At 67.2% G+C, this 25867-nt stretch carries 29 protein-coding genes; 15 read left to right on the plus strand and 14 right to left on the minus strand.

The window, feature by feature from the left end:
- Positions 1–3 precede the first annotated feature (3 nt).
- A complete protein-coding gene (locus tag QTH90_RS10755; protein ID WP_286664544.1) occupies positions 4–1734 on the minus strand; it encodes an OPT/YSL family transporter in 1731 nt (576 codons plus the stop codon).
- Positions 1735–1776: 42 nt separating this feature from the next.
- Positions 1777–2751 (minus strand): Bug family tripartite tricarboxylate transporter substrate binding protein, encoded by a 975-nt coding sequence (locus tag QTH90_RS10760; protein WP_286664545.1) that lies wholly within the window; start codon positions 2749–2751, stop codon positions 1777–1779.
- A gap of 159 nt (positions 2752–2910) precedes the next feature.
- Here QTH90_RS10760 and QTH90_RS10765 point away from each other — a divergent pair, with 159 nt between their 5' ends.
- Positions 2911–4236: a lytic murein transglycosylase gene (locus QTH90_RS10765; RefSeq protein WP_444814716.1), complete on the plus strand. Its 1326-nt coding sequence runs from the start codon at positions 2911–2913 to the stop codon at positions 4234–4236.
- Positions 4237–4258: 22 nt separating this feature from the next.
- On the opposite strand, the gene QTH90_RS10770 is transcribed toward QTH90_RS10765, so the two are convergent.
- The gene (locus QTH90_RS10770; RefSeq protein WP_286664547.1) at positions 4259–5482 is read right to left on the minus strand and encodes a serine hydrolase domain-containing protein; all 1224 of its coding nucleotides are present in this window, start codon (positions 5480–5482) and stop codon (positions 4259–4261) included.
- A gap of 154 nt (positions 5483–5636) precedes the next feature.
- Here QTH90_RS10770 and QTH90_RS10775 point away from each other — a divergent pair, with 154 nt between their 5' ends.
- Positions 5637–7436 carry a carboxylesterase/lipase family protein gene (locus tag QTH90_RS10775; protein WP_286664548.1) on the plus strand — a complete coding sequence of 600 codons (1800 nt, stop codon included), beginning with the start codon at positions 5637–5639 and terminating at the stop codon, positions 7434–7436.
- Between the two features lie 25 nt (positions 7437–7461).
- Here the strand turns inward: QTH90_RS10775 and QTH90_RS10780 are convergent, their stop codons facing one another.
- The 3 genes from QTH90_RS10780 to QTH90_RS10790 all read right to left on the minus strand — a co-directional run bounded on the left by QTH90_RS10780 (position 7462) and on the right by QTH90_RS10790 (position 9097).
- The gene (locus QTH90_RS10780; RefSeq protein ID WP_286664549.1) at positions 7462–7713 is read right to left on the minus strand and encodes a hypothetical protein; all 252 of its coding nucleotides are present in this window, start codon (positions 7711–7713) and stop codon (positions 7462–7464) included.
- Entirely contained in the window at positions 7714–7977 is a 264-nt protein-coding gene (locus QTH90_RS10785; protein ID WP_286664550.1) for a hypothetical protein, read from the minus strand.
- Between the two features lie 127 nt (positions 7978–8104).
- Positions 8105–9097, minus strand: a complete 993-nt coding sequence (locus QTH90_RS10790) for a succinylglutamate desuccinylase/aspartoacylase family protein (RefSeq protein WP_286664551.1) — start codon at positions 9095–9097, stop codon at positions 8105–8107.
- 93 nt (positions 9098–9190) lie between these two features.
- On the opposite strand from QTH90_RS10790, the gene QTH90_RS10795 reads away from it, so the two are divergent.
- Positions 9191–9454: a hypothetical protein gene (locus QTH90_RS10795; RefSeq protein ID WP_286664552.1), complete on the plus strand. Its 264-nt coding sequence runs from the start codon at positions 9191–9193 to the stop codon at positions 9452–9454.
- Here QTH90_RS10795 and rpe read toward each other — a convergent pair.
- Positions 9444–10139, minus strand: a complete 696-nt coding sequence (rpe, locus tag QTH90_RS10800) for a ribulose-phosphate 3-epimerase (protein WP_286664553.1) — start codon at positions 10137–10139, stop codon at positions 9444–9446. The two genes, QTH90_RS10795 and rpe, sit on opposite strands and share 11 nt — an antisense overlap.
- 102 nt (positions 10140–10241) lie before the next feature.
- Here rpe and apaG point away from each other — a divergent pair, with 102 nt between their 5' ends.
- The 4 genes from apaG (at position 10242) to thiL (ending at position 14168) form a co-directional block, all read left to right on the plus strand.
- Complete coding sequence (gene apaG / locus QTH90_RS10805; RefSeq protein WP_286664554.1) at positions 10242–10637, plus strand: Co2+/Mg2+ efflux facilitator ApaG/CorD; 396 nt, start codon at positions 10242–10244, stop codon at positions 10635–10637.
- A gap of 87 nt (positions 10638–10724) precedes the next feature.
- The gene (locus QTH90_RS10810; RefSeq protein ID WP_286664555.1) at positions 10725–11993 is read left to right on the plus strand and encodes a cation:proton antiporter; all 1269 of its coding nucleotides are present in this window, start codon (positions 10725–10727) and stop codon (positions 11991–11993) included.
- A 59-nt stretch (positions 11994–12052) separates the two neighbouring features.
- Positions 12053–13177 (plus strand): YbdK family carboxylate-amine ligase, encoded by a 1125-nt coding sequence (locus QTH90_RS10815; RefSeq protein WP_286665399.1) that lies wholly within the window; start codon positions 12053–12055, stop codon positions 13175–13177.
- A 7-nt stretch (positions 13178–13184) separates the two neighbouring features.
- On the plus strand, positions 13185–14168 hold the full coding sequence (thiL, locus tag QTH90_RS10820; protein ID WP_286664556.1) for a thiamine-phosphate kinase: 984 nt from the start codon (positions 13185–13187) through the stop codon (positions 14166–14168).
- A 2-nt stretch (positions 14169–14170) separates the two neighbouring features.
- Here thiL and QTH90_RS10825 read toward each other — a convergent pair whose 3' ends face one another.
- Together QTH90_RS10825 and QTH90_RS10830 are read right to left on the minus strand one after the other, a co-directional pair.
- Positions 14171–15979 (minus strand): ATP-binding response regulator, encoded by a 1809-nt coding sequence (locus QTH90_RS10825; protein WP_286664557.1) that lies wholly within the window; start codon positions 15977–15979, stop codon positions 14171–14173.
- Entirely contained in the window at positions 15979–16593 is a 615-nt protein-coding gene (locus QTH90_RS10830; RefSeq protein WP_286664558.1) for a response regulator, read from the minus strand. The genes QTH90_RS10825 and QTH90_RS10830 overlap by 1 nt, the downstream gene beginning before the upstream one ends.
- Before the next feature lie 122 nt (positions 16594–16715).
- On the opposite strand from QTH90_RS10830, the gene QTH90_RS10835 reads away from it, so the two are divergent.
- The 6 genes from QTH90_RS10835 to QTH90_RS10860 all read left to right on the plus strand — a co-directional run bounded on the left by QTH90_RS10835 (position 16716) and on the right by QTH90_RS10860 (position 19470).
- Positions 16716–16985 (plus strand): hypothetical protein, encoded by a 270-nt coding sequence (locus QTH90_RS10835; protein ID WP_286664559.1) that lies wholly within the window; start codon positions 16716–16718, stop codon positions 16983–16985.
- 69 nt (positions 16986–17054) lie between these two features.
- Positions 17055–17588, plus strand: coding sequence for a phosphatidylglycerophosphatase A family protein (locus QTH90_RS10840; protein WP_286664560.1), 534 nt, complete (start codon positions 17055–17057; stop codon positions 17586–17588).
- 5 nt (positions 17589–17593) lie between these two features.
- Entirely contained in the window at positions 17594–18094 is a 501-nt protein-coding gene (locus QTH90_RS10845) for a CinA family protein (protein WP_286664561.1), read from the plus strand.
- Between the two features lie 8 nt (positions 18095–18102).
- Entirely contained in the window at positions 18103–18636 is a 534-nt protein-coding gene (locus tag QTH90_RS10850; RefSeq protein ID WP_286664562.1) for a nuclear transport factor 2 family protein, read from the plus strand.
- A gap of 27 nt (positions 18637–18663) precedes the next feature.
- Positions 18664–18972, plus strand: a complete 309-nt coding sequence (locus QTH90_RS10855; RefSeq protein WP_286664563.1) for a GNAT family N-acetyltransferase — start codon at positions 18664–18666, stop codon at positions 18970–18972.
- A gap of 120 nt (positions 18973–19092) precedes the next feature.
- Complete coding sequence (locus QTH90_RS10860; protein WP_286664564.1) at positions 19093–19470, plus strand: hypothetical protein; 378 nt, start codon at positions 19093–19095, stop codon at positions 19468–19470.
- Positions 19471–19485: 15 nt separating this feature from the next.
- Here the strand turns inward: QTH90_RS10860 and QTH90_RS10865 are convergent, their stop codons facing one another.
- The 3 genes from QTH90_RS10865 to QTH90_RS10875 all read right to left on the minus strand — a co-directional run bounded on the left by QTH90_RS10865 (position 19486) and on the right by QTH90_RS10875 (position 20837).
- Complete coding sequence (locus QTH90_RS10865; protein WP_286664565.1) at positions 19486–19905, minus strand: hypothetical protein; 420 nt, start codon at positions 19903–19905, stop codon at positions 19486–19488.
- 7 nt (positions 19906–19912) lie between these two features.
- On the minus strand, positions 19913–20266 hold the full coding sequence (locus QTH90_RS10870; RefSeq protein WP_286664566.1) for an antibiotic biosynthesis monooxygenase family protein: 354 nt from the start codon (positions 20264–20266) through the stop codon (positions 19913–19915).
- A 61-nt stretch (positions 20267–20327) separates the two neighbouring features.
- Positions 20328–20837, minus strand: coding sequence for an ASCH domain-containing protein (locus QTH90_RS10875; RefSeq protein WP_286664567.1), 510 nt, complete (start codon positions 20835–20837; stop codon positions 20328–20330).
- A gap of 363 nt (positions 20838–21200) precedes the next feature.
- On the opposite strand from QTH90_RS10875, the gene QTH90_RS10880 reads away from it, so the two are divergent.
- Positions 21201–23555: a TonB-dependent receptor gene (locus tag QTH90_RS10880; RefSeq protein ID WP_286664568.1), complete on the plus strand. Its 2355-nt coding sequence runs from the start codon at positions 21201–21203 to the stop codon at positions 23553–23555.
- Between the two features lie 50 nt (positions 23556–23605).
- Here QTH90_RS10880 and QTH90_RS10885 read toward each other — a convergent pair whose 3' ends face one another.
- A complete protein-coding gene (locus QTH90_RS10885) occupies positions 23606–24505 on the minus strand; it encodes a LysR family transcriptional regulator (RefSeq protein ID WP_286664569.1) in 900 nt (299 codons plus the stop codon).
- A 100-nt stretch (positions 24506–24605) separates the two neighbouring features.
- Here QTH90_RS10885 and QTH90_RS10890 point away from each other — a divergent pair, with 100 nt between their 5' ends.
- Entirely contained in the window at positions 24606–25475 is an 870-nt protein-coding gene (locus tag QTH90_RS10890) for an oxidoreductase (RefSeq protein ID WP_286664570.1), read from the plus strand.
- A 7-nt stretch (positions 25476–25482) separates the two neighbouring features.
- On the opposite strand, the gene QTH90_RS10895 is transcribed toward QTH90_RS10890, so the two are convergent.
- On the minus strand, positions 25483–25851 hold the full coding sequence (locus tag QTH90_RS10895; RefSeq protein WP_286664571.1) for a hypothetical protein: 369 nt from the start codon (positions 25849–25851) through the stop codon (positions 25483–25485).
- Positions 25852–25867 lie beyond the last annotated feature (16 nt).

Consider the following 25867-nt stretch of genomic DNA (forward strand, 5'->3'; position numbering starts at 1 on the left):
GGCCTAGGTCAGCACTGCCAGCAGGCTGGCGACGCCAATCCCCACCGCCGCCAACGCATCGCCGGCGATCAACCCGCCGCCGAACAACGAAGCACTGCTCATGTCCTCCGGTACGTCGCGCCGCGCGGGCGCGCGCGCCGACCACAGGCTGCCTGCCACCCCGCCCGCGCCGAACCACAGCGCCGTAGGCAGGTTGACAAAGCCGCCGAAAGACAGCGCATAGGGTGAAGGCAACACGATGGCATCGAGCACGAAACTGCGCGGCCGCAGCCACTTGCGCAGCGCCTCGATGCCCAGGCCGGCCGCAATGCCCACGCCGATGGCGGTGCGCTGGAACGGCAGGTCGTCGGTGAGGCTGCGCAGCACGCCCACGAACTTGTAGGTCATGGCCGAGCTCCATTCGGCCGGCTGCTGGTCGGCCTTCAGCACGGTCTGGTCCTGCAGCAGCACCGGATAGGCCGCCATGAACAACCGCGCGAAGACCACCGCCAGCGTGGCACCCACGACGATGCCCAGCACCTGGTAGCGGAACTGCATCACGCGGGGGGTGCCGAGCCTCCAGCCCGTGGAGCGGTCCTGCTGCATGTCGCAGGCGACGCTGGTTGCCACCAGCAGCACCGCACCGGCCATGAGGCCCACGCCGGGATCGCGCAAGCCCATGGCCGCGAGGATGACGATGGTCACGACGAAGGCGGAGGAGATCGGATTGGAATCGCTGACACCGACCGAGATGCCGTTGACCAGGGCAAAGAGAAAGACCAGCGCCACCGCCACCGCGAGGTAGAGCAAGGGCTGTCCCAGCAGCCAATGGCCGCAGGCCACCGTAGCCGCTGCCCAGAAAAGCACCCACCCCACGAGGCGCGCGCTGTTGACGCGCCGCCAGTCGTCGACGGCAGGGGTCGGCGCGTTGCTTGCGGCCTGCCGTCGCGCGCGCGGCAGGGCTCGCGCGAAGATCAGCGCCATGTCCACCAGCGCCGCGCCCATGATGGTTCCCAGCGCAATGAGGAACATGATCTTGCGCGGCGGGTCCCCGGGCTGGAGCCAGCCGATCGAGACGAAGTACGGCTGCAGCAGCACGCCGATCAGGCTCCCTGTCACCGCGGGGATGCCGATGCGCGCGCCGACGACGAGCCCCGCGCCGAAGGTGGACGCGGACAGTCCGATCGCGCCCAGCAGCGGCAGGCGGGCCGAAGCCAGCCCCGCCACCAGGCCGGCGGCCACGCCACCGCCGAGTTGCCGCACCGAACGCCGCAACAGCAAGGGGTCAGTCAGCGCCCGCAGGATGTTGGCGACCGCCAGCCCGGAAGGAAAGGCCAGCCGCATGCGATCCACCAGCACCGGCGTGTAGAGCATGCCCACGCCGACACCGAACATGCCGACACAGGCGAGGTACAGCACCATCTGCCAGGCCGGCGGCTGCGGCAGGCCCATCCACGCCATGGCCTGGAGCAGCACGCCCAGCCCGCTCATGCTGGCCACCGAGGCCGCGGCGGTCTGGATGTAGTTGGCGCCGTGTCGCCCGGCTGCGCCGTAGCCCGCGGTGACCGCGGAACCGAGCAGACCCGCAAGCACCTGGCCGCCGACGAAGAAGCCGAGCGAGAAGTTCATGTAGGCCGCAGTCACGCCGGCCAACGGCCCCAGCACGAACATGCCCGTGCCCGCGAGGAGAAGGTGGTAGCGCCAGCTGCCCTCGATGGGCAACCAGCGCCAGCGGCGCCCTTGGTGTGGATGCATGGACGGCGATGATCTCGCACTCCTGCGCATCAAGCGCCGCACTCAATCCAGCTTGATGTTCGCCGCCTTGATGACACGCGCCCACTTGTCGACTTCGAGCTTCTGAAAGGCCGCCAACTCGGCAGGCGTCATGCCGCCGGGTTCGACGCCCTGCTCCAGCAACTTGGACTTCACATCGGGGTCGTTCACGACCTTGATCAACTCGGCGGAGAGTCTGTCGACGATGGGCTTCGGCACGCCCGCTGGCGCGAAGATCGCCTGCCACGACACCACGCTGAATCCGGGCATGGTCTCGGCGATCGCCGGAACCTCCGGCAGTTGTGCGGCGCGCTTCTCGGACGTCACGGCCAGCGCGCGCAGCTTGCCGGCCTTGATCTGCGGCAGCGCGGGCGCCAGGTTCTCGAAGATCAGTTCGGGACCCTGGCCGGACAGCAATCCATTCAAGGACTCGGCACTGCTCTTGTACGGCACATGCACCATCTTGCCGCCGCTGGTCTGCTCGAAGAACACGCCCGAGAGATGCTGCGACGTGCCATTGCCCGATGACGCGTAGCTGATCGTTCCGGGCTTGCCCTGGATCGCCGCGACCACATCCTGCACGGTCTTGAACGGGCTGTCGGCGCGCACCACCAGCACGTTCGGCATCGACCCGATCATGGTGATCGGCTGGAAGTTCTTGATGGGGTCGTACGGCAGCTTCGAATACAGGCTCACGTTGATCGCATGCGAACTGATGGTGCCGCCCTGGATGGTGTAGCCGTCCGGCGCCGCCTTCGCGGTGAAGTCCGTTCCCATTCCTCCGCCTGCGCCCGGCTTGTTCTCGATGATGAAGCTCGTGCCCAGCGGTGTCGCTGCCTTGGTCGTGACCAGTCGCGCCAGGATGTCGGTGGTCCCACCTGCTCCGAAAGGCACGACGTAGGTGATGGGTTTGCTGGGCCACTTGTCCTGTGCCGCGAGAGGCATCGCGGCGGAAGCGGCGACAACGAACGCCCCGCACAGCATGATTCGACGTTGCATGGGTGTCTCCTGTAATGGCCGGCGGAGCTTCGCAGTTTCGTGACGCGATGGCTCCTCGCGGAAATCCTGATGCGCGTTGCCGAATTGGTGACCATTTCCTACCCCGGGGCTGGGGAATGTCGAACGTCGCGGCCGCCGGACGGGGGTGAGAATCCGCCTATGCACTCTCTCCACTGCCCGTCGCCGCGCTTCCCTGGTTGGCCCCGCTTCGCCCTGATGACATCTGCGATCGCACTTCTGCTGGGGGGCTGCGCGTCAGCGCCGCCCACGGCACCCGCGCAGCCAGCGACTGCGAGCGCGCGAACCGTGCCAGCGCTCCCGGCACCAAAGCCTGCGCCGGCCGCGCCGAGCGACGCGGCATCGGACAAGGGCTTCGCACAGTGGGTCGCGGACTTCCGCACGAGCGCACGTGCAGCAGGCGTGAGCGATGCGACGCTGCGCGCTGCGTTCGACAACGTCCAGTTCCTGCCGCGCGTCATCGAGCTCGACCGCGCGCAGCCCGAGTTCACCCGCACCGTCTGGGACTACCTTGACAACACGGTGACCGCCCAACGTGTCGCGCTGGGCCAGGACAAGCTGCTGCAGGTGCGCGCCGAGGCCGATGCGGCGGCGCGGCGGTATGGCGTGCCGCCGAGCATCCTGGTCGCCATCTGGGGCATGGAAAGCAACTACGGCGGCAACTACGGCAGCACGCCGACCATCGACGCGCTGGCGACGCTCGGCTTCGAGGGGCGCCGCGAGGACTGGGCGCGCAGGGAACTGCTCGCTGCGTTGAAGATCCTCGACAAGGGCGACATCGACCGCGACCGCATGATCGGCTCCTGGGCCGGCGCCATGGGCCAGACGCAATTCCTGCCGTCGAACTTCCTGGCCTACGCCGTCGATGCCGACGGCGACGGGCGACGTGACATCTGGGGCAGCATGGCCGACGTCATGGCCTCGACCGCGAACTTCCTCGCGCGATCGGGCTGGCAAGCGGGCCAGCCGTGGGGCGTCGAGGTGCGCTTGCCGACTGGCTTCGACTACGGCCGCGCCGACACCGCCGTGCGCCAGTCCACCGCCCAATGGGCGGCCGAGGGTGTGCAGACGGTCGGCGGCCAGCCAATGCCGGAGTTCGCCGACGGGACGATCCTGCTGCCGGCAGGCGCACGCGGGCCGGCCTTCCTGGTCGGACCCAATTTCCGGGCCATCCTGCGCTACAACAACTCGACCAGCTACGCGCTGGCCGTCAGCCTTCTCGCACAGCGCCTGAATGGCGGCCCCGACGTGCAGTCACCCTGGCCGCGCGATCTCGCCGCACTCTCGCGCAGCCAGATGACCGAACTGCAGACCGCGCTCAACCAGCGCGGCTTTGCCAGCGGAACGCCCGATGGCGTGATGGGCCCCGCCACCCGTGAAGGCGTGCGCCGCTATCAGCGCAGTGTGGGCTTGCCCGCGGACGGCTATCCGAGCGCGGAGTTGCTGCAGCGCCTGCAACAGCCATGACTTCGGTCCCTTCTCGCTGGCATCAGCGTGAAGGTTCGGCACCCGGCCCGGTTGCTGCCTCGTCATCGATGGCTTTCTGCACCGCCCGGTAGAAGGCTTCCCGCGCCTCGCTGGCGACACGGTCCGTTGCACCGCCGGCCCAGTCGGCGTTGGATGCGATCACGAGCTTGCGCTTCGGGTCGATGAAGATGCCTTGGCCGAAGATGCCGCGCGCCGCGAAGCTGCCGTCGGCGTAGGTCCACCACTGGTAGCCGTAGCCGCGGCCCGGCTGGCCGATGCTCGTGCGTTCGGTGGTGGCGGATTCCAGCCAGCCCTCCGGCACGATGCTCTGGGCGTTGACGCGGGCCCCGCCCAGGATGAAGAGTCCGAATCGCGCAAAGTCCCGCGTCGCGGCCTGGATGCAGCAGCCGCTGATCTCCTGCCCGGTTCGGCTCAGGAGCCAGGTGGCTCTCTGTTCCATGCCGGCTGTCGCCCAGATCTTTTCCGACAGGTACGTGGACAAGGGCTTCTTCGTCGCCTGGCTGACCAGGATGCCGACGAGATTGGTTTCCCCTGTGCTGTAGTGCCAGCGCGTACCGGGCGGCACCTCGCGCGGCAGACGTCGGAGATAGCTCACGAGTGCATCGACGCCTTCCTCCGGTTGATGGTTGTTGAAGCGCGCCACGTCGGAGTTGGGGTCGGCGTAGTCCTCGTTCCATCGCACGCCCGAGGTCATCGTGAGGAGCTGGCGGATGCTGACGTCGTCGTACGCCGAGCCTTTCATCTGGGGGATGTAGACGCTGACCTTGTCGTCCATGCTTTGGATGAAGCCATCGCGGATGGCGGCGCCCACCAGGGTCGACGTGATGGACTTGGCCACCGAAAAGCTCGTCCACCGTCCGCCGCTGTCGAAGCCGAGGCCGTAGCGCTCCAGGCGCAGCTTTCCGTCGTGCACGATCAGGAGGGCCGCGCTGCGTTGGCCGGCCATGTAGGCGTCGACGTCGAGCGGCAGCTTCAGCGGCGGCCCCGGCGGAAGCGGCATCGGGGTGTCGCCCGCCTTCACGACACGCGACTTCGCCAGGATGGGCAAGCGGTCCAGCGCGCGGAATGCCGCATCGCGCTGTGGCTGGCTCCAGAAGAGGAGGTCGCGATTGGTCGGCAGGGTCGCCAGCAATCCGCGTGTCTCCTTGTCGAGGCTCAGCCAACCGGCACTTCCAATGGCCACCACGGCAACCAGCAACCCGATCGCGATCTTCCTGATCTTCATCGCGGAACTCCTCAACGACGGTGACGATAGACCGGATTGGACACGATGCATCCGAGGGTGCGCAGCCTTCGCGGCTCGCCGCGTGTCGGGTTTCCCCGGTAGGCGCCCCCATCCGCGGCCCTTACCGTTGCGGCCTTCTGGAGGAGACGAGACCATGATGCGTAAGGCTTGGTTGGTGGCGGCGTGCGCCGCGCTTCTTTCTCAGGCACCTTGCTGGGCCCACGGGCGTCCGGCAGACGTCGAGCGGAACACGCACTTCGGGAAGGTCGTCGGCATCGACGATTCAGACGCCACGGGGACCTACGCATGGAAAGGGGTGCCCTTCGCGAAGCCACCCGTGGGCAACCTGCGCTGGAAGGCCCCGGTCGACCCCGACCGCTGGAGCCGGCCGAGGGCGACGCAGCAGTTCGGCAATGCGTGTGCGCAGTACGGGCGCATCTACGGCCCCGGCTCCAACAACCGCTACGACCCGACGATCGGCACCACGCTGAACCAGGCGGTCGGCAGCGAGGATTGCCTGTACCTGAACATCTGGCGCCCCGCGAAGGATGACCGAAAGGGCCGCGACCGCGACAACGACAGGGGCCGCGACAGGGGCAACGACAAGGAAGACGACGATCTGCCCGTGATCGTCTTCGTCCACGGCGGCAGCGACGTGTCCGGCTACACGGCGGACCCGGTCTACGACGGCGCCGCGCTGGCCAAGGCCGCGAATGCCGTCGTCGTGACGGTGAACTACCGCGTCGGCATCTTCGGCTTCCTGGATCTGCCGCAGCTCAAGTCCGGCAGCAATGGCGTGGGCGATTCGGGCAACTTCGCCCTGCTCGACATCATCAAGGCGCTCGAGTTCGTTCGGCGCGACATCGACGCTTTCGGCGGCGACCCGCGCAACATCACCCTGATGGGCCAATCGGCGGGCGCCATCAATGTCTATGCGCTGCAGACCTCCCCGCTGATCACGAATGCACGCCATGCGCTCTTCCATCGCGTGGTGCCGCTGAGCGGCGGCATCTCGCTGGCGACGAACCTGCCGCCGGGCCGCTTCCCGACCCTCAGTCCGCAATCGACATATGCGCTTCAAGGCAATGCCTTGCTCACGAATCAACTGATCGCCGATGGCTTGGCCACCGATGCGGCCTCCGCCGCCGCCTACGCGGCCAGTCAGCCGCCCGAGCAGATCGCGGCCTATCTGCGCTCGAAGAGCCCGGCGGCGCTGTTCACCACCCTGCTCACCAAGCTTTCACTGCTCGGCCTCGCGGGTTCGGGGCCGATTCCCGACGGCATCGTGGTGCCGGTCGACCCGATCGCCGCGATCCAGGGGGGCAACTACCTGCGAGTCCCTGTTCTTGCCGGGAACACCCGTGACGAGGCCAAGCTGTTCCCGAGCTTCCTGGCGCTGGCCCCTGTGCTCGGGGGCGTCAGCGGTCGCCTGGTGAGCGATGCGACGCTGTTCTCGACGCAGTTCAGCTACCAACCCGACGCCGCACCCACGGTGAGCATCGAACAGTGGATTCCGGCGCAATACCTTCCGGTGGCGACGCCGGTCACAGGCTTCAACGCGAAGACCGACCTGCTGAACCAGCTCTTCTTCATCGCGAGCCGCGACAACGTCCTCAACGCACTGAAGGCGCAGCAGAACGAGGTCTGGTACTACCGCTTCGACTGGGATGAGGAGCCGGCGCCGTGGAACGATATCTATGGCGCAGCGCACGCATTCGACCTGCCCTTCATCTTCGGCACCTTCGGGCCATCGCTGTTCTCGAACGTCGCGAACTCCACGGCCAACAAGGCTGGCCGACTGGATCTGTCGGACGCGATGATGAAGAGCCTGGGCGCCTTTGCGAGACGAGGCGACCCGAATGCGCCGGCTGCGCTGGGCGTGACCTGGCGTCCGTGGCCCTCGACGCTGATCTTCGACGCCACGCCGACACACAAGGCCATTTCGCTTCAGTAGCCAGTAGCCGTCCTTCGACGGCTGTTCACTCCTGGCCGCGGGTGTCCTCGTGCTCGCGGACCCAGCGCTCCGCCTGCTGCTCGGCATGTCGCAGCGCCTCCGCCTCGGTCGCGTAGGCCTCGGTGTCTCGCGGCAACTCGGTCTGCCGGCCGGGCGTCGAGCCCATGCAGAACACGACCGGCAGGAAGTTGCCGTGCTCATCGGACTGGGCCCCGCAGAGAAATGCCCATCCACGATGCGCAAACGCCTGGAGCTGACTGGGATCCGGAGTGCTCATTCAGGCATTCCCGCTCCGGGGTCGCCGGGTCAGGACCATGGTCAGCAGCGAACTCGCCGCCGCAGCGATCACCACGGCTTGCATGGGTTGTCTGTTCACGAATTCGCAGGTCGCATCGAGCGCGTGATCCAGGCGTTCCGTCAGGGTATGGGCGCGCCGGGGAAGCTTGGCCGGCAACGTCTTGGCGATGACCTGTGCGTCATCCACGACGGCACTCACTTCGTCCGCGACCGTTGGCGCCGTATCGAAACCTTGTGAAATCATCTGGACTCCTTTTCCTGCCTGGATTGACAGCGATCCGATGAAGCATGGAGTGCGTGCTCGGGATGAATGTCAGGCCGGAGGGGTGCACTCTGTAGGAACAATCCGCCCCGGAGATTGTGCACCCGGCCTAGCCTTGCCGGGTCAAATCCCGATCACTCGTCACGGCGAAATAGAACCATTCGGTGCCCGGCAGCGCTGACGCATTCGGAAACACGATGAAGCCGTCGCGGTCGGCATGCAGCACGCTGCCGTCCTCGCGGACGCCGATGGGTTCGCCACGCGCAACCGGGTCGAAGGTGGCCCATTCGCGCACGAACTGGTCGTCCTCGTGGTGGCGATCGGTCACGCTGACGAGCCGCAACAGGGAGGGGGGCGAAGGCGGCTGCGCAGCGGCATCGGGTGCGATCATGCCCAGCAGGCGCAGCGCCGAAAGAATCGCCGCGTGCGCCACATCCGGCGCAGCAGGGTCCTCGTGCTGCCCGCATTCGAGCGTGACGCCATAGCCGCCACGGCTGCGCATGTATTCGTTGGTGCCCCAGCCGAAGGCCAGCGCCGCATCGTCCGCCGCTTGTCCGCCCGCACGCTGCGCCAGCCCCGCGGCGTAGATGTCGAGCCAGCCTTCGACGACGCGCGAAGTGCCGAGGTGCAGCGCCAGCTGGCCTTCCTCGAAGGCGCGCGCGAAGGGTTCGAGCGTACCGGTGTTGTCGCGCGGCCCGATCATCGCGAAGGCGTCGCCCTCGCTCTGGAACGAATGCAGGTCGAGCAGCACCTCGTGCCGGTCGAGCAGCGGACACAGCAGGTTGGTGATGCGGGCTTCGTAGTCGGCAGGCTCGTCGCCCGGCCCGGTGGGAAGGAACAGCCGGTTGAGATTGCGCTCGCCTTCGCGCCGCAGCAGGCGTCGCGCCAGCGGGTTCGCGACGGGCACCATGGTCAGTTGCCCGCGCAGCAATTGCAGCGCCCCCGAATCCAGCTGTGCGACCACCCGCTCGATGCCGACGGTGCCGCAGGTCTCGTCGCCGTGGACGCCGCCCAGCACGATCAGCCGCGGCCCGGGCTGCAGGGACGAGAAGCCGTGGATGCGAAGGGCGTCGGTGGCGGGCTCGGTGCGGGGGGCTGTCATCTCGTCGGCCATCCTACAACGCGGCGTAGGCCGGTCCTACCGTGTTTGCCGCCATATCGTGCGACAACCTGAGGCATGACACAGGAGCAAGCCATGGCCAGCAGGAAGACCCCGGACCCCGCGAAGAACGATGCGCTCAAGGATGCGGGCGGAGGCAAGACGAAGGTCGAGCAGGGCGGCGAATCCGCGCCCCGTCTTCCGCACGAGCGCGACCAGTCGTCGGACAGCCAGCAGAACCAGGACGGCACGGCGCCCCGCGTGGGCCGCCAGGCTTTCAATGACGTGGAGCGAGGCGTGGTCGACACCGACCGCGGCCCGGAGGCGGACCGCGTCTACAACGACAAGGTCAAGCGTTGAGCGAGGCGTCGAGTTGCTCGCGCATCGCAGTCACCACGCTCGCGTAATCCTTTGCATTGAAGATCGCACTGCCGGCAACGAAGGTGTCGGCACCCGCGCTGGCCACGCGCGCGATGTTGTCGACCTTGATGCCGCCATCGACTTCGAGCCGGATGTCGCGTCCGGTTTCCTCGATGCGCTTGCGCGCGAGTTCGATCTTGCGCAGCGCCGAATCGATGAAGCTCTGTCCGCCGAAACCGGGGTTGACGCTCATGATCAGGATGAGATCGATGTCGTCGATGGCCCAGTCGAGCGCTTCGAGCCCGGTGCCGGGGTTGAACACCAGCCCCGCCTTGCATCCCGCCGCCTTGATGGCCTGGATGCTGCGGTGGATGTGCGGCGAAGCGTCGGGGTGGAAGCTGATGTAGTCGGCGCCCGCTTGCGCAAAAGCCGCCGCCAGCGCGTCGACCGGCTGGATCATCAGGTGGACGTCGATGGGCACGGGCGTGCCGTCGGGCTTCTTCGCATGCGGCTTGAGCGCCTGGCAGACCATCGGGCCGAAGGTGAGATTCGGCACGTAGTGGTTGTCCATGACGTCGAAATGGATCCAGTCGGCTCCGGCCGCGATCACGTCGCTCACTTCGGCGCCGAGGCGCGCGAAATCGGCAGAAAGGATGGAAGGGGCAATGCGGAATGGGCTGCTCATGGGGCCTTATTGTCGCAGGAGGGGACCTTCGGGGGCCAGGCCGCCGGTGCGGCGAGTACATGCAGTGACGGAGCGTGGGGCCTATGCACTACCATCGTCCGGATGACCAGCATCCCGATGACCGTGCAGGTCGAGCCCCGATTCCTGCCTGACCAGTCTTCCGCCGAAGACCGCGTCTACACCTTTGCTTACGCGGTGACCGTCACCAACAACGGCAAGGTGGCGGCGCAGTTGATCGCGCGGCACTGGATCATCAACGATGCCTCCGGGCACACGCAGGAAGTCAATGGCCTGGGCGTGATCGGCCAGCAGCCCTTGCTGGCCCCCGGCGAATCGTTCCGCTACACCAGTGGCTGTCGCCTCCAGGCGCCGAGCGGTACCATGCACGGGAGCTTTTTCATCGTGACCGAACAGGGCGAGCGCTTCGACGTTCCGATTCCCATGTTCGTACTGGAAGCCGACGCGGGAGGCATGCCCTCCTCGCGCGTGCTGCACTGAGCCCGCTTTCTCCCTTCGAGCCATGAACGCCTTGCGCGCTCTGGAAGATCGGTTGGGCCCCGATTTGTTCGAATCTGTTTTTGCCTGATGACGTCTTTCTTTTCCAATGATCTGCTGGGCTTCTGGTCCGAGTGGGTTCGACCCTCGGCGGGACTGCCGACCGTGCTGTGGTCGCTGCTGCTGGCGGCCGCGGCTGCTTCCGGCCACCTGGTGCGGCGCTACATGGGGTTGCCCAAGGTGGTCGGCTATTCGATCGTCGGCACCGTGGTCGGCTTTGCCGGCTTCGAGGGCGCGATCTGGCCGCTGCAGGGCATCAGCCTCTTCCTGGTCGAGCTGGGCGTGGCGATCGTGCTCTTCGAGGCGGGTGGTCGCCTGCCGCTGAAGTGGTTCCGCCACAACCCGATGGTGCTGGTGCAGAGCCTGCTCGAAGCCACGCTGACCTACTTCAGCGTGTTCTGGGCGCTGCACTGGCTCGGCATTCCCGATCCGGTGGCCAACCCGATCGCGCTGATGGCGATCGTCGCCTCGCCCGCCGTGCTGAGCCGGGTCGTGATCGACACGCGCGCCTCCGGCCCGGTGACCGAGCGCGCGATGACGCTCGCAACGCTCAACACCTTCTATGCGCTCGCGCTGGGCTACGCGCAGGCCGGACTGATCGAGCGCGCCCCTCTGGGATTGTTCGAAAAACTGTACCCTGTGGCCGTGGTGCTCGGCATGTCCTTCGTGGTGGGGGCACTGATGGCGCTGTCGCTGCGCTCGGCCTTGCGCGTGATGAGCCCGACCAGCGAGAACACCTCCATCCTGCTGCTGGCCATCATTGCCGCCGGCGCGGCGCTGGCCGCGCACTTCGGCGGCTCTGCCCCGCTCGCGGCGCTGATCGGCGGCGTGCTGCTCAAGGCGCTGAATCCCAAGCCCTGGGCCTGGCCGCGCCAGCTCGGCACCGCGGCATCGCTCTTGACGATGCTGATGTTCGTGCTGGTCTCGGTCGTGGCTGCGCAGGCCGACTGGAGCCTGCCGGTCGCCAGCGTGGTGCTGACCGTCATCGGCGTGCGCGCGGTCGCCAAGGTGGCCGGCGTCGCCATTGCCAACCCCGGCAGCGGCGCCAGCTGGAAGCAGGCCTTCTGGGTCGGCTGCGCGATGTCGCCGCTGTCGTCGATCGCGATGTTGATTACGTCCGCTTTCGTCAGCGCATCGCCGCTGCTGGGTGCGATGATCACGCAGATCGCCCTGCCGGCCATCCTGCTGATGGAAGTGCTCGGCGCGGTGATCGCCACCGTCGCCATCCACAGCGCCGGCGAGAGTTCCAAACCCTGGATGCCCGAGGCATTCCGCACGGTGGAGGACACGCAGAGATGAGCACCCGCATGATCGACCTGCAAGCCGATGGTTCGCCCGCGACGCCGGCGAGCCGCATCGTGCCGCTGGAGCGCTTCAACAAGTCCGTGGCGCTCTCGCTCGGCGTCGAGCTGGAACTGCAACTGGTCAACACCCACGACTACGACCTCGCGCCCTATGCCGAGGACATGCTGCGCCTGATGGCGCAGACGCCCCTGCCGGGCAGCGTGGTGCCCGAGATGACCTCGAGCATGATCGAGATCTCGACCGACGTGTGCCACTCCGCGCAGGACGTGATCGCGCAGCTCACGCCGATCCGCGACGCGCTCGTCAAGAACGCCGACAAGCTCAACATCGCGGTGGTCGGCGGTGGCACGCATGCCTTCCAGCAGTGGCACGAGCGGCGCATCTACGACAAGCCGCGCTTTCGCGAGCTGTCGGAACTCTACGGCTACCTGTCGAAGCAGTTCACCATCTTCGGGCAGCACGTGCACATCGGCTGCCCCGATGCCGATGCGGCGCTGCTGATGCTGCACCGCATGTCCCGCTACATCCCGCACTTCATTGCCCTGTCGGCCTCATCGCCCTACGTGCAGGGGCAGGACACGCAGTTCGACTCGGCGCGGCTCAACTCGGTGTTCGCCTTTCCGCTGTCGGGTCGCGCGCCTTTCACCTTGTCGTGGAAGGAGTTCGAGAACTACTTCATGCGCATGACCCGCACCGGCGTCGTCCGCAGCATGAAGGACTTCTACTGGGACATCCGGCCCAAGCCCGAGTTCGGCACCATCGAGATCCGCGTGTTCGACACGCCGCTCACCGTCGAGCGCGCCGCCGCGCTGGCCGGCTACGTTCAGTCGCTGGCGGCCTGGTTCCTGCAGGAGCAGCCCTTCACGCCGACGGAGGACGACTACCTCGTCTACACCTACAACCGCTTCCAGGCCTGCCGCTTCGGGCTGGACGCGCTGTACGTCGACCCCGCGAGCGGCGAGCACATGCCGCTGCGCGACCACATCCTCATGACGATGACGCAGCTCGAATGGCACAGCGAGGCGCTCGACGCCACGCAGGCGCTCGGCGAACTGCGCACCAGCGTAGAGGCCAACCGCAACGACGCCCGCTGGCTGCGCGAGCGGCAGGGCAAGGAACGCCTGCTGGCCGAGGTGGTGCGCCAGGCGGCGCTGCGCTTCCGCAGCTCGGAGGTGTGAGGACACGATGAGCGTCGCCGGCGAATTCGACCTGATCGCGCGTTACTTCACGCGGCCCGCCCGGCGCTCGCCATTGGGCGTGGGCGATGACTGCGCATTGATTGCGCCGGCGGCGGGCATGCAGCTCGCGGTGTCCTCGGACATGCTCGTCGAGGGCCGGCACTTTCTATCCACCGTCGATCCCATGAAGCTGGGGCACAAGGCTCTGGCGGTCAATCTCAGCGACCTCGCGGCCTGCGGGGCGAAGCCGCTGGCGTTCACGCTCGCGCTGTCCCTGCCGACGATGGACGAGACCTGGCTCGAAGGCTTCTCACGCGGCCTCTTCGCGCTTGCCGATGCGCATGGCTGCGAGCTGGTCGGCGGCGACACCACGCGCGGCCCGCTCAACATCTGCATCACGGTGTTCGGGGAAGTGCCGGCCGGTGCTGCCTTGCTGCGCTCCGGCGCGAAGGCGGGCGACGATGTCTGGGTCAGCGGCACGCTGGGCGATGCGCGCCTGGCACTTGAAGTGTTTCGCGGCACCCTCGCGCTGGCCCCCGAGTCGTTCGAGTTGGCGCGTGCGCGCATGGAGCAGCCGACGCCGCGCGTTGCGCTGGGGCTGGCCCTGCGGGGGATTGCGTCCGCCGCGGTCGACATCAGCGACGGGCTGGTCGGCGACCTGGGGCATGTCCTGCGCGCGAGCGGTGTGGGCGCATCCCTCGACGCGGATGCGGCTGCAGGACGGCTGGCGCTGGCGGCTCACGCGCATGGCGCGGCGGCGGGCCTGGATCGCGATACCCGGCGCGCCTGCGCGCTGGCGGGTGGCGATGACTACGAGCTGGCCTTCACGGCCCCCGAGTCAGCGCGCAACGCCGTCGAGCAGGCGGGCCGCGCGACGAACACCCCGGTGGCACGCATTGGCCGCATCGAGGCGGACACCGGCCTGCGCATCGTGGATGCGCAGGGCGCACCCGTGGTGCAGCACTTCGAATCCTTCGACCACTTCGCCTGACGTCAGCCCGCAGGCGCGGGCGCTGCTTCGAGCAGCGCGAACGACGAATCGATCTCGACCTCGTTCAGCACGCACATCAGCCCGTGATAGAGCTGGTTGGGCGACACGGGCTTGTGCAGCAGCGGCACGCCGGTCGCCCGTGCCTCGCGCAAACGCTGCGGCGCCGTATCCCCGGTGATCAGCAACGCAGGCAGGTTCTCGCCGAACTCCGCGCGCAAGGCAGCGATGGCCTCCGCGCCGGTGCGCAGCTCGCGCAACCGGTAGTCGCTGATGACCAGCCCCGGCGGATGGGCGCGCGCCAGTGCCTGCGCCTCCTCGATGGAATCGGCCACGTCGCACACGCAGCCCCAGGCGCTGAGCAACTGGCGCATGCCGGCGCGCACGGCCTCGTCGTCGTCGATCACCAGCACGCGCACGTCGAAGACCCGCGCACGCCCCGGTGCGGCTTCGAGCCGGCCGGTCGCGATACCCATCTTCGCCACGGGCAAGCCGAGCCTGAAGACGCTGCCGCGCCGCGGCTGCGAGACCAGCGTGAGCTCATGGCCCAGCGCACGCGCCAGCCCCTGCGCGATCGCCAGGCCTAGCCCCAGGCCCTTGCGGCGGTCACGCTCCGCGTTGCCGAGCTGGTGGAACTCGCGAAAGATGTCCTCGTGCTGGTCGGGCTCGATGCCGATGCCCGTGTCCCACACTTCGATCAGCACCTCGCTGCCCCGCGCCCTGCAGGCCACGAGCACGCCGCCGTTCTCGGTGTAGCGGATGGCGTTCGAGACCAGGTTGCGCAGGATCAGCGCGACCAGCGCCGGGTCCGAGCGCACCGCCACGCGCGTTTCGCGCGAGCGATAGACGATGCCCTTGGCGTCGGCTTGCGGCGCCAGCTCGTTCTCGATCTTGTTGAGCAGCGGCTGCAGATGAAAGGCCTGCATCTGCGGCTCGACCACGCCCGCCTCGATGCGCGAGAAGTCGAGCAGCGTGTCGAGCATCTCGGCAGAGGCCTGCCAGGTGGCGCGGGCGTTGGCGAGCGCGTCGTACTGCGCCGCGGAAAGCTTGCTGCGCGCCAGCACTTCCAGGAACAGCCCCTGCGCATGGATCGGCTGGCGCAGGTCGTGGCTCGCCGCGGCTAGGAACTTGGACTTGGCGAGATTGGCCTCATCGGCCTTCTGGTGCGCGGCCTGCGCATACTCGGTTTCCACGCGCAGGCGCTCGATCAGCTCGACGTTCTCGAAACGCAGGTCGATGGCCGCGCGCGCCGCCCGCGCGCTGTTGCGGGCCTGCCCGAGCAAGGTGACGACGTACAGCGCACCGGCCACACCGAGCGCGTTGTAGGCCGGGTCGCCCAGGGTCCACAGCTTGGTCGCCACCACGACCAGCTCGACCGCGCCGAATGCGATGAACACCGGCAGCACCGGCGCCAGCGACGACATGGAGCTGCCGGCCACGCCTGCCAGCACGGCCACCACGAGGATGCTGCCGGCGACGGTGGTCGTGCCCAGCGTGACCCATGCGAGCGCGCCCCACGCCGCAGCGTCGATGGCGTTGAGCGCGATCTGCCGCCACACGAGAACGCGCGCACGGTCGTGTGAAATCTCCGACGACAGGATGCGGCGCGCATCCCTCGCGCAGTAGAGCTTGATCAGGATCACCGCGCCGGCCCATGAGCGCAGCGCCAGCGCGTTGCGCTCGTTGGAGAGCACCCACACCAGCAACAGCGCGACCAGGATGGTCGGCACGACCGAGCTGCCGGTGTTGCCCAACTGCAGCCGCAGTTGTTCGACAAGCGTGCGCCCATCGGCGAGGCGCAACGGATTCTTCATCAGCTGACGAGACCCCTGCGGCGTGCCGCGAAGCCCGCCTCCGAACGACTCGACACCTGCAGAGCGGCGAGCACCGCCTGCACGTGGCCGCGCACGGTGTTCTCGGACAGGTTGAGCCGGCGGCCGATCACCTTGTTCGGAAGACCCTGGCACAGCAGGTCGAGCACTTCGAACTGGCGCGGGGTCAGGAGCTGCCGGTCGCCGTCGCCGTCCGGTGCCGAGGCGTGCGCCGGCGAGAGGATGGGCAACCCCTGCCGCAGCTGCTCGATGACGGCGAGGATGTTGTCCGCCGAGTCGGCCTTGGAGACGAAGGCTGCAGCGCCGCGCTCCTGCGCCATCCGCACATTCTGCGGAGCGGCGTCGGAAGACAGGATGACGACCAGGGCCGACGGCCACTTGCGCTTGACCAGCGCGATGCCTTCGAGGCCGTTGAGCCCATGGAGCTGGATGTCCAGCAGCACCAGGGCCGGATCGACCATGGCGCAGCGCATGGCCTCTTCCAGCGACGCCGCCTCGGCCACTTCCAGGTCGGGAATGCCGGAGCTGAGCACCATGCGGAGTCCGCAGCGGAACAGGGCATGGTCGTCGACGAGAAGAATTCGGGCGGGGCGCATCAGGCAAATATTCTGCGCGAAGTCCGCTCGGTCCAAATGGACTATTTACCCGCCGGGAGCTTGTCGCGACCATTCAATCACCAAAGCTCTTTCTTGACGAATTCCTGCCGCCGTCGCGCCGAATGAAGCCCCTGATCGAAATCCAACGCATCGCAACGGATGCCTACGTCTACCGCATCAACGCCAAGGGCGCCGATGCGCAGGACGCCGGCTGCACCTTCGCGTCGCTGGAGCAATGCCTGTTCGACGTGGGCGCTTCGCTGGACCACTACTTTCCGCGTGTCGAGATCAATTTCGACGGCATGTTCCTGGGCGCCTGCGCGACCGACGCGTTGCGCAGCAACCCGAAGGCCGTGGCGCAGCGTATCGAGCAGCACTTCCAGCCGGCCTGAACACTGGCGGGCGCCGCTCCGGATGCGCGACACTGTCGCGTCATGCAAGCTGCTCCTCCCTCCGGCGCCATGCCGAGCCCCCCACCGCGCCGTCCGACGGTGCGTTTCATGTGCGCGCATCCGGCGCATCTCATCGCCCTGGGCTTCGGCTCGGGGCTTCCGCGCTACGCGCCCGGCACGGTGGGCACGTTGTGGAGCTGGGTCGCCTTCCTGCTCATGCAGCGCTGGCTTTCGACGGCAACGATCGGCTGGGTGATCCTGGTGTCCCTGCCGGTCGGCTGGTGGGCCTGCACCGTGACGGCGCGCCACATGAACGTCGCCGACCCGGGCAGCATCGTCTGGGACGAGGTGGTCGCCTTCTGGATCGTGCTGTGGCTCGTGATGCCGGGCGGGTTGCTGGCGCAGGTCTTCGCCTTCGCGCTGTTCCGTTTCTTCGACGCCGCCAAGCCGGGGCCGGTCGGCTGGGCCGACCGATTGTTCAAGCAGCACGACACCGGGAGCGAGGCCACGCGGTGGCGTGCGGCGGGCTTCGGCATCCTGTTCGACGACCTGGTCGCAGCGTTCTGCACGCTGCTGGTGATCGCCGCATGGCGTGCATGGTGAAGACGATGAACGAATCGGTTTCCGGACACGACACCCCCGAGTTGGTGCACCTGCTCGCCGACTTGCTGCAGCAGCAAGGACGAATGATGGCCACCGCCGAGAGCTGCACCGGTGGGCTGATTGCCGGCGCGTGCACCGATCTCTCCGGCTCCAGCAACTGGTTCGAGCGCGGCTTCGTCACCTACTCGAACGAAGCCAAGACGGAGCTGCTCGGTGTCGATGCCGCGCTGATCGCCGACCACGGTGCGGTCAGCGAGGAGGTGGCGCGGGCCATGGCGGAGGGCGCCGTGGCGCGCTCCAGGGCGCAGGTCGCGGTCGCCGTCACCGGCGTCGCCGGACCGACCGGCGGCTCGCCCGAGAAGCCCGTCGGCACGGTGTGGTTCGGCTGGTCGGTGGCCGGGAATGTCCGCACGGAGCGCCGCCGCTTCGACGGCGACCGTGCGGCTGTGCGCGCGGCCACGGTCCGGCACGCGCTGCAAACGCTGGTCGACCTCATGAAGGCTTGAGCCGACGAATGCTCGGCTACGATGGCCGCACCTGCCGCAGCGGCACGAAGGAATCCATGAGCAACGAACAGACCATCCGCCGCTTCTACGACGCCTTCGCGAAGCTCGACGCCGACACCATGGCAGCTTGCTATGCCCCCGACGCGATCTTCGACGACGAGGCCTTCTCGCTGCGCGGCGCGCGCGAGATCGGCGGCATGTGGAAGATGCTTTGCACCGGCACCCAGGCCAAGGGCGCCGCGGTCTGGAAGCTGAGCTACCGCGACGTGCAGGCCGACACCCGCACCGGCCAGGCGCACTGGGACGCGCACTACCTGTTCAGCGCGACCGGGCGCATCGTCGACAACTCGATCGACTCGCGCTTCACCTTCACGCCCGAGGGGCTCATCGCCACGCAGCGCGACCGCTTCGATTTCTGGCGCTGGTCGCGGCAGGCGCTGGGCGCGCCCGGCCTGCTGCTGGGCTGGTCGCCCATGCTGAAGAAAAAGGTGCGCGCCACCGCAGCGGCGAATCTCGCGACCTTTCTCGCACGCACATCCTGATCCAACCACACGACACACGACTACCGCATGACCGACATCACGATCACCAACAAGCCCGACCTGCACCGCTACGAGGCCTCCATCGGCGGCGAACTCGCGGGCTACTGCGAATACAACCTGCTGAGCGAAGCGATCATGTTCACGCACACCGAAGTGCTGCCTGCGCACGAGGGCAAGGGCGTCGGATCGGCCATCGCGCGGCACGTGCTCGACGAGGCGCGTGCACAGGGCAAGCACGTGATCCCCGTCTGCCAGTTCATCGCGGGCTGGATCCGCAAGCACCGCGACTACGCCGACCTGGTTCGGGCGGACGTGCAGAGGGCTTTCAAGATCTGAGGCGGCTTTCCCGCCCGGGATCAATATCAGTATTGATGACGACAACGCCACGGCGTGGCGCGATGGTGTCGTTCGGTTGCAAGCATTCGCAACCGGTCGAACACACGAAGGAGGTGTCGCATGCTCCGCATCGCTGCAGTCGTTGTCGCCGGTCTGGTCGCCGGCCCATGTCTCGCACAGTCCGACCTGGAAGGAAACTGGACGGCCACGTACGCCACGCCAACGGGCGTGCAGCGCGAGGCCCGTGTTTCCATCAAGGGGGAGGAGGGCACGTGGAAGATGGCCACGGCCAGGACCAATCGCGAGGATCCGTGCCCGGCCCTGGCCGTCCCGTTCACCATCTCCAAGACCGAAGAGGTCTACGCATTCGCGATGTCGCCTTCGAAGGCCATGGCCGGATGCGGATCGGACTACACGCTGAGAGTCCGCAAGGTGGACGACAAGACCATGAAGGGGAATTTCCGGGACGGTCGGGAGTACGTCCTGTCCCGGAACTGAGCGATCGGGCGCTGGCTAGGTCCAGCGCACCGTCAGGATGGACGCCGGCTGCACACCGAATGCACGATGGAACAGGCCCGGGCCCCAGATGACGAAGTCGCCATGACGGCGCAGGGTGTGGACCAGGGTCGCTTCCGGCGCAAAGTCCGCATCGAACGAGAACTCGATCCGGAACTCGCTGGCCGGGCTCACCAGGACGGACATCGTGCGGCCGTCGCTCAACGGCTTGGACTCTCCGTCGGGATTCCCTGCAGGGTGGGCAAACCACTTGACGCACAGCCCGGCGGAAATCTCGTCGGCCGGGACATGGCGAAGACTGCTTGCCGGTCCCCGGGTCCAATCGCTGAACCCGACGAACCAGCCTGTGCCGTGGGTGTCCACCTCGCCCGCGTTGCCGAACTCGACGTGCTGCTCGAAACGTTGCTTCGAAGGCATGCCGGACTCAGGCGACTTCGCCGAGCTTGCCCAATGCTGCCGTGATGTGCAGCACCTGCACGCTCTCGGGCAGCTCGATCAGGAATTCCGCATCCCGCTCCAGGTGGTGGATGCGGCGCGGGTCCTTGCCGGCGAAGCGCGACATGGCATCGACGCTCTCCCAATAGGAGATGGTCACGAACTCCGTTTCGCCCTCGCGGTCCTCGCGGAACATCTGCACGCCGAGCGCCTTCTCGGCGAGCGGCTTCACGCCGACGTCGTACAGGTAGCTGGCGTAGGCATCGGCCTTCGCGGCTGTGGTGCGCCCGCGCCAGATGCGGGCGATGGTGGGTCGAAGGCTGACGTCCGGCGATGCGGCCATGGGAGCGGCTCCTTTCGTGGCGTTGCGAAAGTCGCAGTGGTAACGCACCCGCCCTGGCGCGTCAATCGACCGGGGCAGGAGGTGGCGGCCGTACCTTCAGGCCCGTGGCCGTGTACAGAACCCTGAAGCGCTCGCACGCCACCGGCATCGCCTGGCTGGGTTCCCGGCCCAGGCGCGTGCACTCGCGGCCGAAATAGGCCCAGTGAACACGGCGCCAGTAGTCCAGCGTTCCGTCGCCTTCACCTTCGCTGGCGGCGAATCCGGCGCTCACCTGGTCGAACGGCAAGACCTCGACTTCCAGGGTCTCGATCACGCACGCGGGCTTTCCGTCCCAGTAGGTGACGACGCTGAGCGCGCCGGGCTGCGGCGGCGAGCGGCCTTGATTCTCGAAGGACCAGACCAGGCTGGCCGTGGCCCGCTTGACGCCTGCAAGCACGAGGTCCGCCAGTGCGTTGGCATCGGCTTCGTTGTCGTCGAAGTGGAAGGCCTCGAAGAACCGGGCGGAGGCGTCTTTGCCGGCCTCGGCACAGAAGGCGTCCCAGAACGTGGCGATGCTGGAAGGTATGTTCATGCTCGATCGCGGCCGAAGCTCGCCGCGGCCTTGCCTTTCGTCACAGGTCTTGCGGCCTTTGTCGCCGGAGCCCGCCATCCCGGTTTTGGGCATCGCCCGGTCCCATCGTAGCGATGACTGAGTTGAAGCCGGCGTGAAAGCGCGCCTCTGATCCGAGCCAGGCGACGCCTGGACGCAACATCCAACACCGGAATCAAGGAATCTTTAAGCATTTTTGGTAAGTAAATGCGGCAATGATGTTGAGACTGATTATCATTTGGGCGCTTTGGGGCCCTGCCCGCCCCTGGGTCTCATAGCCACTCCGAACCGTCAGGACCAGCCAAGAGAGACCAGCCTCTTCTGTTCTCGCCTTTTGGAGTTTTCATGGCCTATATCAAGAGCCGCAAGCACTCGCCTGCGCGCTACCTTCCCAGCCGCGCCGCTGCAGGCGCTACCGCCACCATCGTGGCGCTCGGCGCGTCGATGACGGTGCACGCCCAGTCCACCCTGTCCGAAGTCCGCGTCGAAGCGGCGTCGGACTTCAAGGTCGACCAGTCGGCGTCGCCCAAGATCACCGCGCCGCTGCTGGACACGCCCAAGTCCATCACGGTGATCCCGCAAGAGGTCATCCGCCAGACCGGCGCGACGACGCTCGTCGACGCGCTCCGCACGACGCCCGGCATCACCTTCGGCGCCGGCGAAGGCGGCAACCCCGTCGGCGACCGTCCCTTCATCCGCGGGTTCGACTCGCAGAGCGACATCTTTGTGGACGGCGTGCGCGATGCCGCCGCCCAGACGCGAGAAATCTTCAACGTCGAATCCGTGGAAGTCCTGAAGGGTCCGAGCTCGGCCTTCGGCGGCCGCGGCTCGGCGGGCGGCGCGGTGAACATCATCACCAAGGCGCCGCAGGCGCAGAACTTCTTCAGCGGAACCGTCGGCCTGGGCACCGATTCGTACAAGCGCGGCACGATCGACCTGAACCGCGTGCTGTCCGAAGGCGTTGCGGCCCGGCTGAACATGGTCGGCTTCGAGACCGACATCGCCGATCGCGGCCCGGTCAACCAGAAGCGTTGGGGCGTGGCACCTTCGGTGACCTTCGGCCTCGATTCGCCGACCAAGCTCACGCTGAGCTACTACCACTATCAGTCGGACGACCTGCCCGACTCCGGCATTCCGTACAACAACCCCTTCACGACCGGACCGAACCTGGCCCGCAACGGCGACGGCCAGCCCGTCTCGGTGCCCCGGGGCACCTACTACGGCCTCGTCGACCGCGACTACCAGAAGACCCAGGCCGACTCCGGCACGATCGATTTCAGCCATGACTTCGGCAACTCGATGGTGCTGCGCAACGTCACGCGCTACAGCACGTCCAGCAACGACTACATCTGGACGCAGCCGGACGACAGCCGCGGCAACTTCCTGCTGAACGGCACCGTCTGGCGGCGCCCGAACAACCGGATCTCCGACACGGATGCATGGGTCAACCAGACAAGCCTCACGGGCAAGCTGGAGGCCGCGGGCTTCAAGCACAGCTACGCAGGCGGCGTGGAATTTGGCAACGAGAAGACCAGCAAGAGCAACTACCTGTTCCAGAGCCGCATCGGTGCGCCGTATGAAACGTACCCGCGCTCGACCATCACCGGCGCGAACTGCTCGGTCGGTGCGGGCGCCGCGAGCAACTACAACTGCACGACGCTGCTCAACCCGAATCCGTACGACCCATGGAGCTACGTCATCACGCAATCGCCGGCCATGACGAACGTGAAGACCGACACGAAGTCCGTCTACGCCTTCGACACGATGGAGATCAACGACAAGTGGTCCGTCAACCTCGGCCTGCGCTGGGATGACTACTCCACGACCGCCGTGACGCCGGCCTATCGCGCGCCGATCGTGACGAGCGCCACCATCCCGAACAATTCGGCGACGGGCTCGACCACCATCAGCGTGCCTGTCGGCGGCCTGGTGCCGCCGCTCGAGCTGCGCAACAAGTCCAACTTCCTGAACTACCAGGCGGGCCTGGTCTACAAGCCGGCTCCGAATGGCAGCATCTACGTGTCCTACGGCACCTCGTCGACGCCTCCGGGCACCGACGCCGGCGACGGCGCCGATGGCATTACCGCCGCCATCCGCAATCTGGAGCCTCAGGACAGCCGCAGCGGCGAAATCGGGACCAAGTGGGAAGTCCTGGACCGCAAGCTGGTGCTGACCTCGGCCATCTTCCAGACCAAGATGAACAACGCCCGCGTCGTCGCGCAGGACGGCTCGACGCAGAACGTCGGCCGCAAGGAAGTGAAGGGCATCGAGTTCGGCGCAGCCGGCGCCATCACCCGCGAATGGCAGGTGTTCGGCGGCTACACGTACCTGGATTCCACGCTCAAGGACAACGGCTTCGTGTCGGGCGCGCCTTCGCCGTTCAACGGCAATGTGTTCCCGAACACGCCGCGCAACAGCGCGACGCTGTGGACCACCTACCTGATCATGCCGGGCCTGACGATCGGCGGCGGCGCGACCTACGTGGGCAAGCAGTACGGCAACGTCAACAACACGAAGTGGATTCCGTCGTACATCAAGTACGACGCGATGGTCAGCTACGTGGTCAACAAGAACTTCAGCCTGCAGCTGAACCTGAACAACCTGACCGACAAGTACTACTTCGACAAGGCCTACGCCTCGCACTACGCGACGGTTGCACCGGGCCGCTCGGCCACGCTGACGGGTTCGTTCTCGTTCTGACCGGAACCTTGGACTCTGCTGAAAAGGGCGGCCCACGGGTCGCCCTTTTTTTATTGTTCGGGGCTCGAACGCGCTGCGTCGATGAACGCGCGGAGTTTCGGCGCCAGAGATGCCCGCTGCGGGAAATAGAGAAAGAGGCCCGGCTCCTCGATCGCGGTCTGCGGCAAGAGCCACTGCAGGCGCTTCTCGCCGATGTCGCCACGCACCAGCGGCTCGAAGATGTAGGCGATGCCCACGCCAGCGAGCGCCAGGTCGCGTGCGAAGGTGGCGTCGGTGATGACCGCCGTGCCTGAGGTCCGGAAGGAAACCGGGCTGCCGCCGTCCGACAGATCCCATTCGTAGAAGCTGCCCGAGGCCAGCAGCCTGAACCCGATGCAGTTGTGCGAAGCGAGGTCGGCAATGGACTGCGGCGTGCCGCGGGCCTGGAGGTAGTCCGGTGCGGCGACCATGACCGCCTTGAAGGGCGGCGTCAGCCGCACCGTGACCATGTCCTGCTGAACCGCCTCCCCCAGGCGGATGCCGGCGTCGAAGCCCTGCGCAACGATGTCGACGAAGGCGTCGTTGGTGTGGACTTCGACGATCAGCCGCGGATGGGCTCGCGCGAGCCTGGCGAGCACCGGCGTCAGCGCCATCTTGACCGCCACCCTCGGCGCATTGATGCGCAGCACGCCGGTGACCTCTCCCCTGTCCGCGGCCAGCCCTTCGACCGCCTTGCCGATGTCGTCGAGTGCCGGCGACACGCTCGCGATAAAGCGCTCGCCCGCTTCCGTCAGCGACACGCTTCGCGTGGTGCGTGCGAACAGCGGTTCCCCCAGGCGGTCTTCGACCGCGCGCACGGCGTGGCTCACGGCGGACGGACTCATGTTCAACGCCGCGGCAGCAGAGGCGAAGCCTCGGTGAGCGGCCACGCTGACGACAACAGGCAGATGGGCGAGCAGGTCGCGGTTCATTCATGCACCTTATCGCATGACGCTTGCGATTCCGGCCACTTTATCTCACCAGACCATTTCAAGACACTGGACTTACTTTCACATCCTTCAGGAGAACACCATGAGCAGCACCCGTCCCACCTGGTTCATCACCGGCGCTTCTTCCGGCTTCGGCATGGCATTCGCACGCTACGCGCTGGCGCAGGGCTACAACGTCGTCGCGACGGCCCGCACGCCGGGCAAGCTCGCCGACCTGGCGGCCAGCGCGCCGGATCGCGTGCTGGTCCAGTCCCTCGACGTCACGGTGGCCGGCGATGCCGCGAAGGCGGTTGCCGCCGCCGTCGCGCGCTTCGGCCGCATCGACGTGCTGCTCAACAACGCGGGCTACGGAATCGTCGGTGCGCTGGAGGAAACACCGGATGCCGAGTTGCGCGCCCAGATGGAGACGAACTTCTTCGGCGCCGTCGATGTCACGAAGGCAGTGCTGCCGCAGTTGCGCGCGCAAAAGGCCGGCGCCATCGTCAACATCTCCAGCCTCGGCGGGCAGTTGTCGTTCGGCGGGTTCAGCGCCTATTCCGCGTCCAAGTTCGCGCTCGAAGGCCTGTCCGAAGCGCTGGCGCAGGAGGTCGCGCCCTTCGGCATCAAGGTTCTGATCGTCGAGCCCGGCGCCTTCCGCACCGGCTTCGCCGCCGACGCGCTCCGTCACATGCCGGTGATGGACGCCTACCGCGATGTGGTCGGCGGCACGCGGACGTTCGCGCAGGGCATGCACGGGACGCAGGAGGGCGACCCCGCCAAGGCCGCCGCCGCCATCGACGCGGCCTTGCGCTCGGAGAGCACGCCGCTGCGGCTGCAGCTGGGCGCCGATTCAGTGAACGCGGTGCGCGTGCATGCCGAGCAGCTCCTGAAGGATCTGGCGGCGTGGGAACGCGTCGGGCTGGACACCCGCGTCGATCAGGCCGACGCGCAAGCCCTCACGCGTTCGTCATGAAACACGCTCAGTCCCGATCGCCGCGGCCATCCCAGTCGCGACCGTGATGGTGCCGATGGCGCCAACGCTCGCCTCGTCCGTCGTAGTACGGCGCTGGCGGGCCGTAGTACACGGGTGCGGGCGCGTAGTAGGCCGGCGGAGGCGGCCGCTGGTAGTACACCGGAGGCGCGGGCTGGTAGTAGATCGGCGCCGGACGCGAATACACGGGAGCGGGCTCGTAGTAGATCGGGGCCGGCTCGGCGACGCCGACAGCCACCCCCGGGACGTTGATGCCGACCGACCAGTTCACCTCGGCGTTTGCCGACGCGGCGACGAAAAGCGCACCCGCCGCAATCGCGGTGGCGGCAGCCCACTTCGGGAAGGAATTGAAATTCACTGAGACTCCGGGGGCA

Origin of the sequence: Variovorax flavidus (assembly GCF_030317145.1) — a bacterium.
GTDB lineage: Bacteria > Pseudomonadota > Gammaproteobacteria > Burkholderiales > Burkholderiaceae_C > Variovorax > Variovorax flavidus.

Excerpts from the sequence above, each read along its gene's own strand:
- QTH90_RS10875 (WP_286664567.1), bottom strand. The coding sequence starts at position 20,837 with ATGAACATACCTTCCAGCATCGCCACGTTCTGGGACGCCTTCTGTGCC.
- QTH90_RS10850 (WP_286664562.1), top strand. The coding sequence starts at position 18,103 with ATGCTCGGCTACGATGGCCGCACCTGCCGCAGCGGCACGAAGGAATCC.
- QTH90_RS10760 (WP_286664545.1), bottom strand. The coding sequence starts at position 2,751 with ATGCAACGTCGAATCATGCTGTGCGGGGCGTTCGTTGTCGCCGCTTCC.
- rpe (WP_286664553.1), bottom strand. The coding sequence starts at position 10,139 with ATGAGCAGCCCATTCCGCATTGCCCCTTCCATCCTTTCTGCCGATTTC.
- QTH90_RS10880 (WP_286664568.1), top strand. The coding sequence starts at position 21,201 with ATGGCCTATATCAAGAGCCGCAAGCACTCGCCTGCGCGCTACCTTCCC.
- QTH90_RS10770 (WP_286664547.1), bottom strand. The coding sequence starts at position 5,482 with ATGAAGATCAGGAAGATCGCGATCGGGTTGCTGGTTGCCGTGGTGGCC.
- QTH90_RS10870 (WP_286664566.1), bottom strand. The coding sequence starts at position 20,266 with ATGGCCGCATCGCCGGACGTCAGCCTTCGACCCACCATCGCCCGCATC.
- QTH90_RS10765 (WP_444814716.1), top strand. The coding sequence starts at position 2,911 with ATGCACTCTCTCCACTGCCCGTCGCCGCGCTTCCCTGGTTGGCCCCGC.
- QTH90_RS10830 (WP_286664558.1), bottom strand. The coding sequence starts at position 16,593 with ATGCGCCCCGCCCGAATTCTTCTCGTCGACGACCATGCCCTGTTCCGC.
- QTH90_RS10855 (WP_286664563.1), top strand. The coding sequence starts at position 18,664 with ATGACCGACATCACGATCACCAACAAGCCCGACCTGCACCGCTACGAG.
- QTH90_RS10785 (WP_286664550.1), bottom strand. The coding sequence starts at position 7,977 with ATGATTTCACAAGGTTTCGATACGGCGCCAACGGTCGCGGACGAAGTG.
- QTH90_RS10840 (WP_286664560.1), top strand. The coding sequence starts at position 17,055 with ATGCCGAGCCCCCCACCGCGCCGTCCGACGGTGCGTTTCATGTGCGCG.
- QTH90_RS10780 (WP_286664549.1), bottom strand. The coding sequence starts at position 7,713 with ATGAGCACTCCGGATCCCAGTCAGCTCCAGGCGTTTGCGCATCGTGGA.
- QTH90_RS10865 (WP_286664565.1), bottom strand. The coding sequence starts at position 19,905 with ATGCCTTCGAAGCAACGTTTCGAGCAGCACGTCGAGTTCGGCAACGCG.
- QTH90_RS10860 (WP_286664564.1), top strand. The coding sequence starts at position 19,093 with ATGCTCCGCATCGCTGCAGTCGTTGTCGCCGGTCTGGTCGCCGGCCCA.
- QTH90_RS10810 (WP_286664555.1), top strand. The coding sequence starts at position 10,725 with ATGACGTCTTTCTTTTCCAATGATCTGCTGGGCTTCTGGTCCGAGTGG.
- apaG (WP_286664554.1), top strand. The coding sequence starts at position 10,242 with ATGACCAGCATCCCGATGACCGTGCAGGTCGAGCCCCGATTCCTGCCT.
- QTH90_RS10845 (WP_286664561.1), top strand. The coding sequence starts at position 17,594 with ATGAACGAATCGGTTTCCGGACACGACACCCCCGAGTTGGTGCACCTG.
- thiL (WP_286664556.1), top strand. The coding sequence starts at position 13,185 with ATGAGCGTCGCCGGCGAATTCGACCTGATCGCGCGTTACTTCACGCGG.
- QTH90_RS10885 (WP_286664569.1), bottom strand. The coding sequence starts at position 24,505 with ATGAACCGCGACCTGCTCGCCCATCTGCCTGTTGTCGTCAGCGTGGCC.
- QTH90_RS10835 (WP_286664559.1), top strand. The coding sequence starts at position 16,716 with ATGAAGCCCCTGATCGAAATCCAACGCATCGCAACGGATGCCTACGTC.
- QTH90_RS10790 (WP_286664551.1), bottom strand. The coding sequence starts at position 9,097 with ATGACAGCCCCCCGCACCGAGCCCGCCACCGACGCCCTTCGCATCCAC.
- QTH90_RS10755 (WP_286664544.1), bottom strand. The coding sequence starts at position 1,734 with ATGCATCCACACCAAGGGCGCCGCTGGCGCTGGTTGCCCATCGAGGGC.
- QTH90_RS10825 (WP_286664557.1), bottom strand. The coding sequence starts at position 15,979 with ATGAAGAATCCGTTGCGCCTCGCCGATGGGCGCACGCTTGTCGAACAA.
- QTH90_RS10775 (WP_286664548.1), top strand. The coding sequence starts at position 5,637 with ATGATGCGTAAGGCTTGGTTGGTGGCGGCGTGCGCCGCGCTTCTTTCT.
- QTH90_RS10890 (WP_286664570.1), top strand. The coding sequence starts at position 24,606 with ATGAGCAGCACCCGTCCCACCTGGTTCATCACCGGCGCTTCTTCCGGC.
- QTH90_RS10795 (WP_286664552.1), top strand. The coding sequence starts at position 9,191 with ATGGCCAGCAGGAAGACCCCGGACCCCGCGAAGAACGATGCGCTCAAG.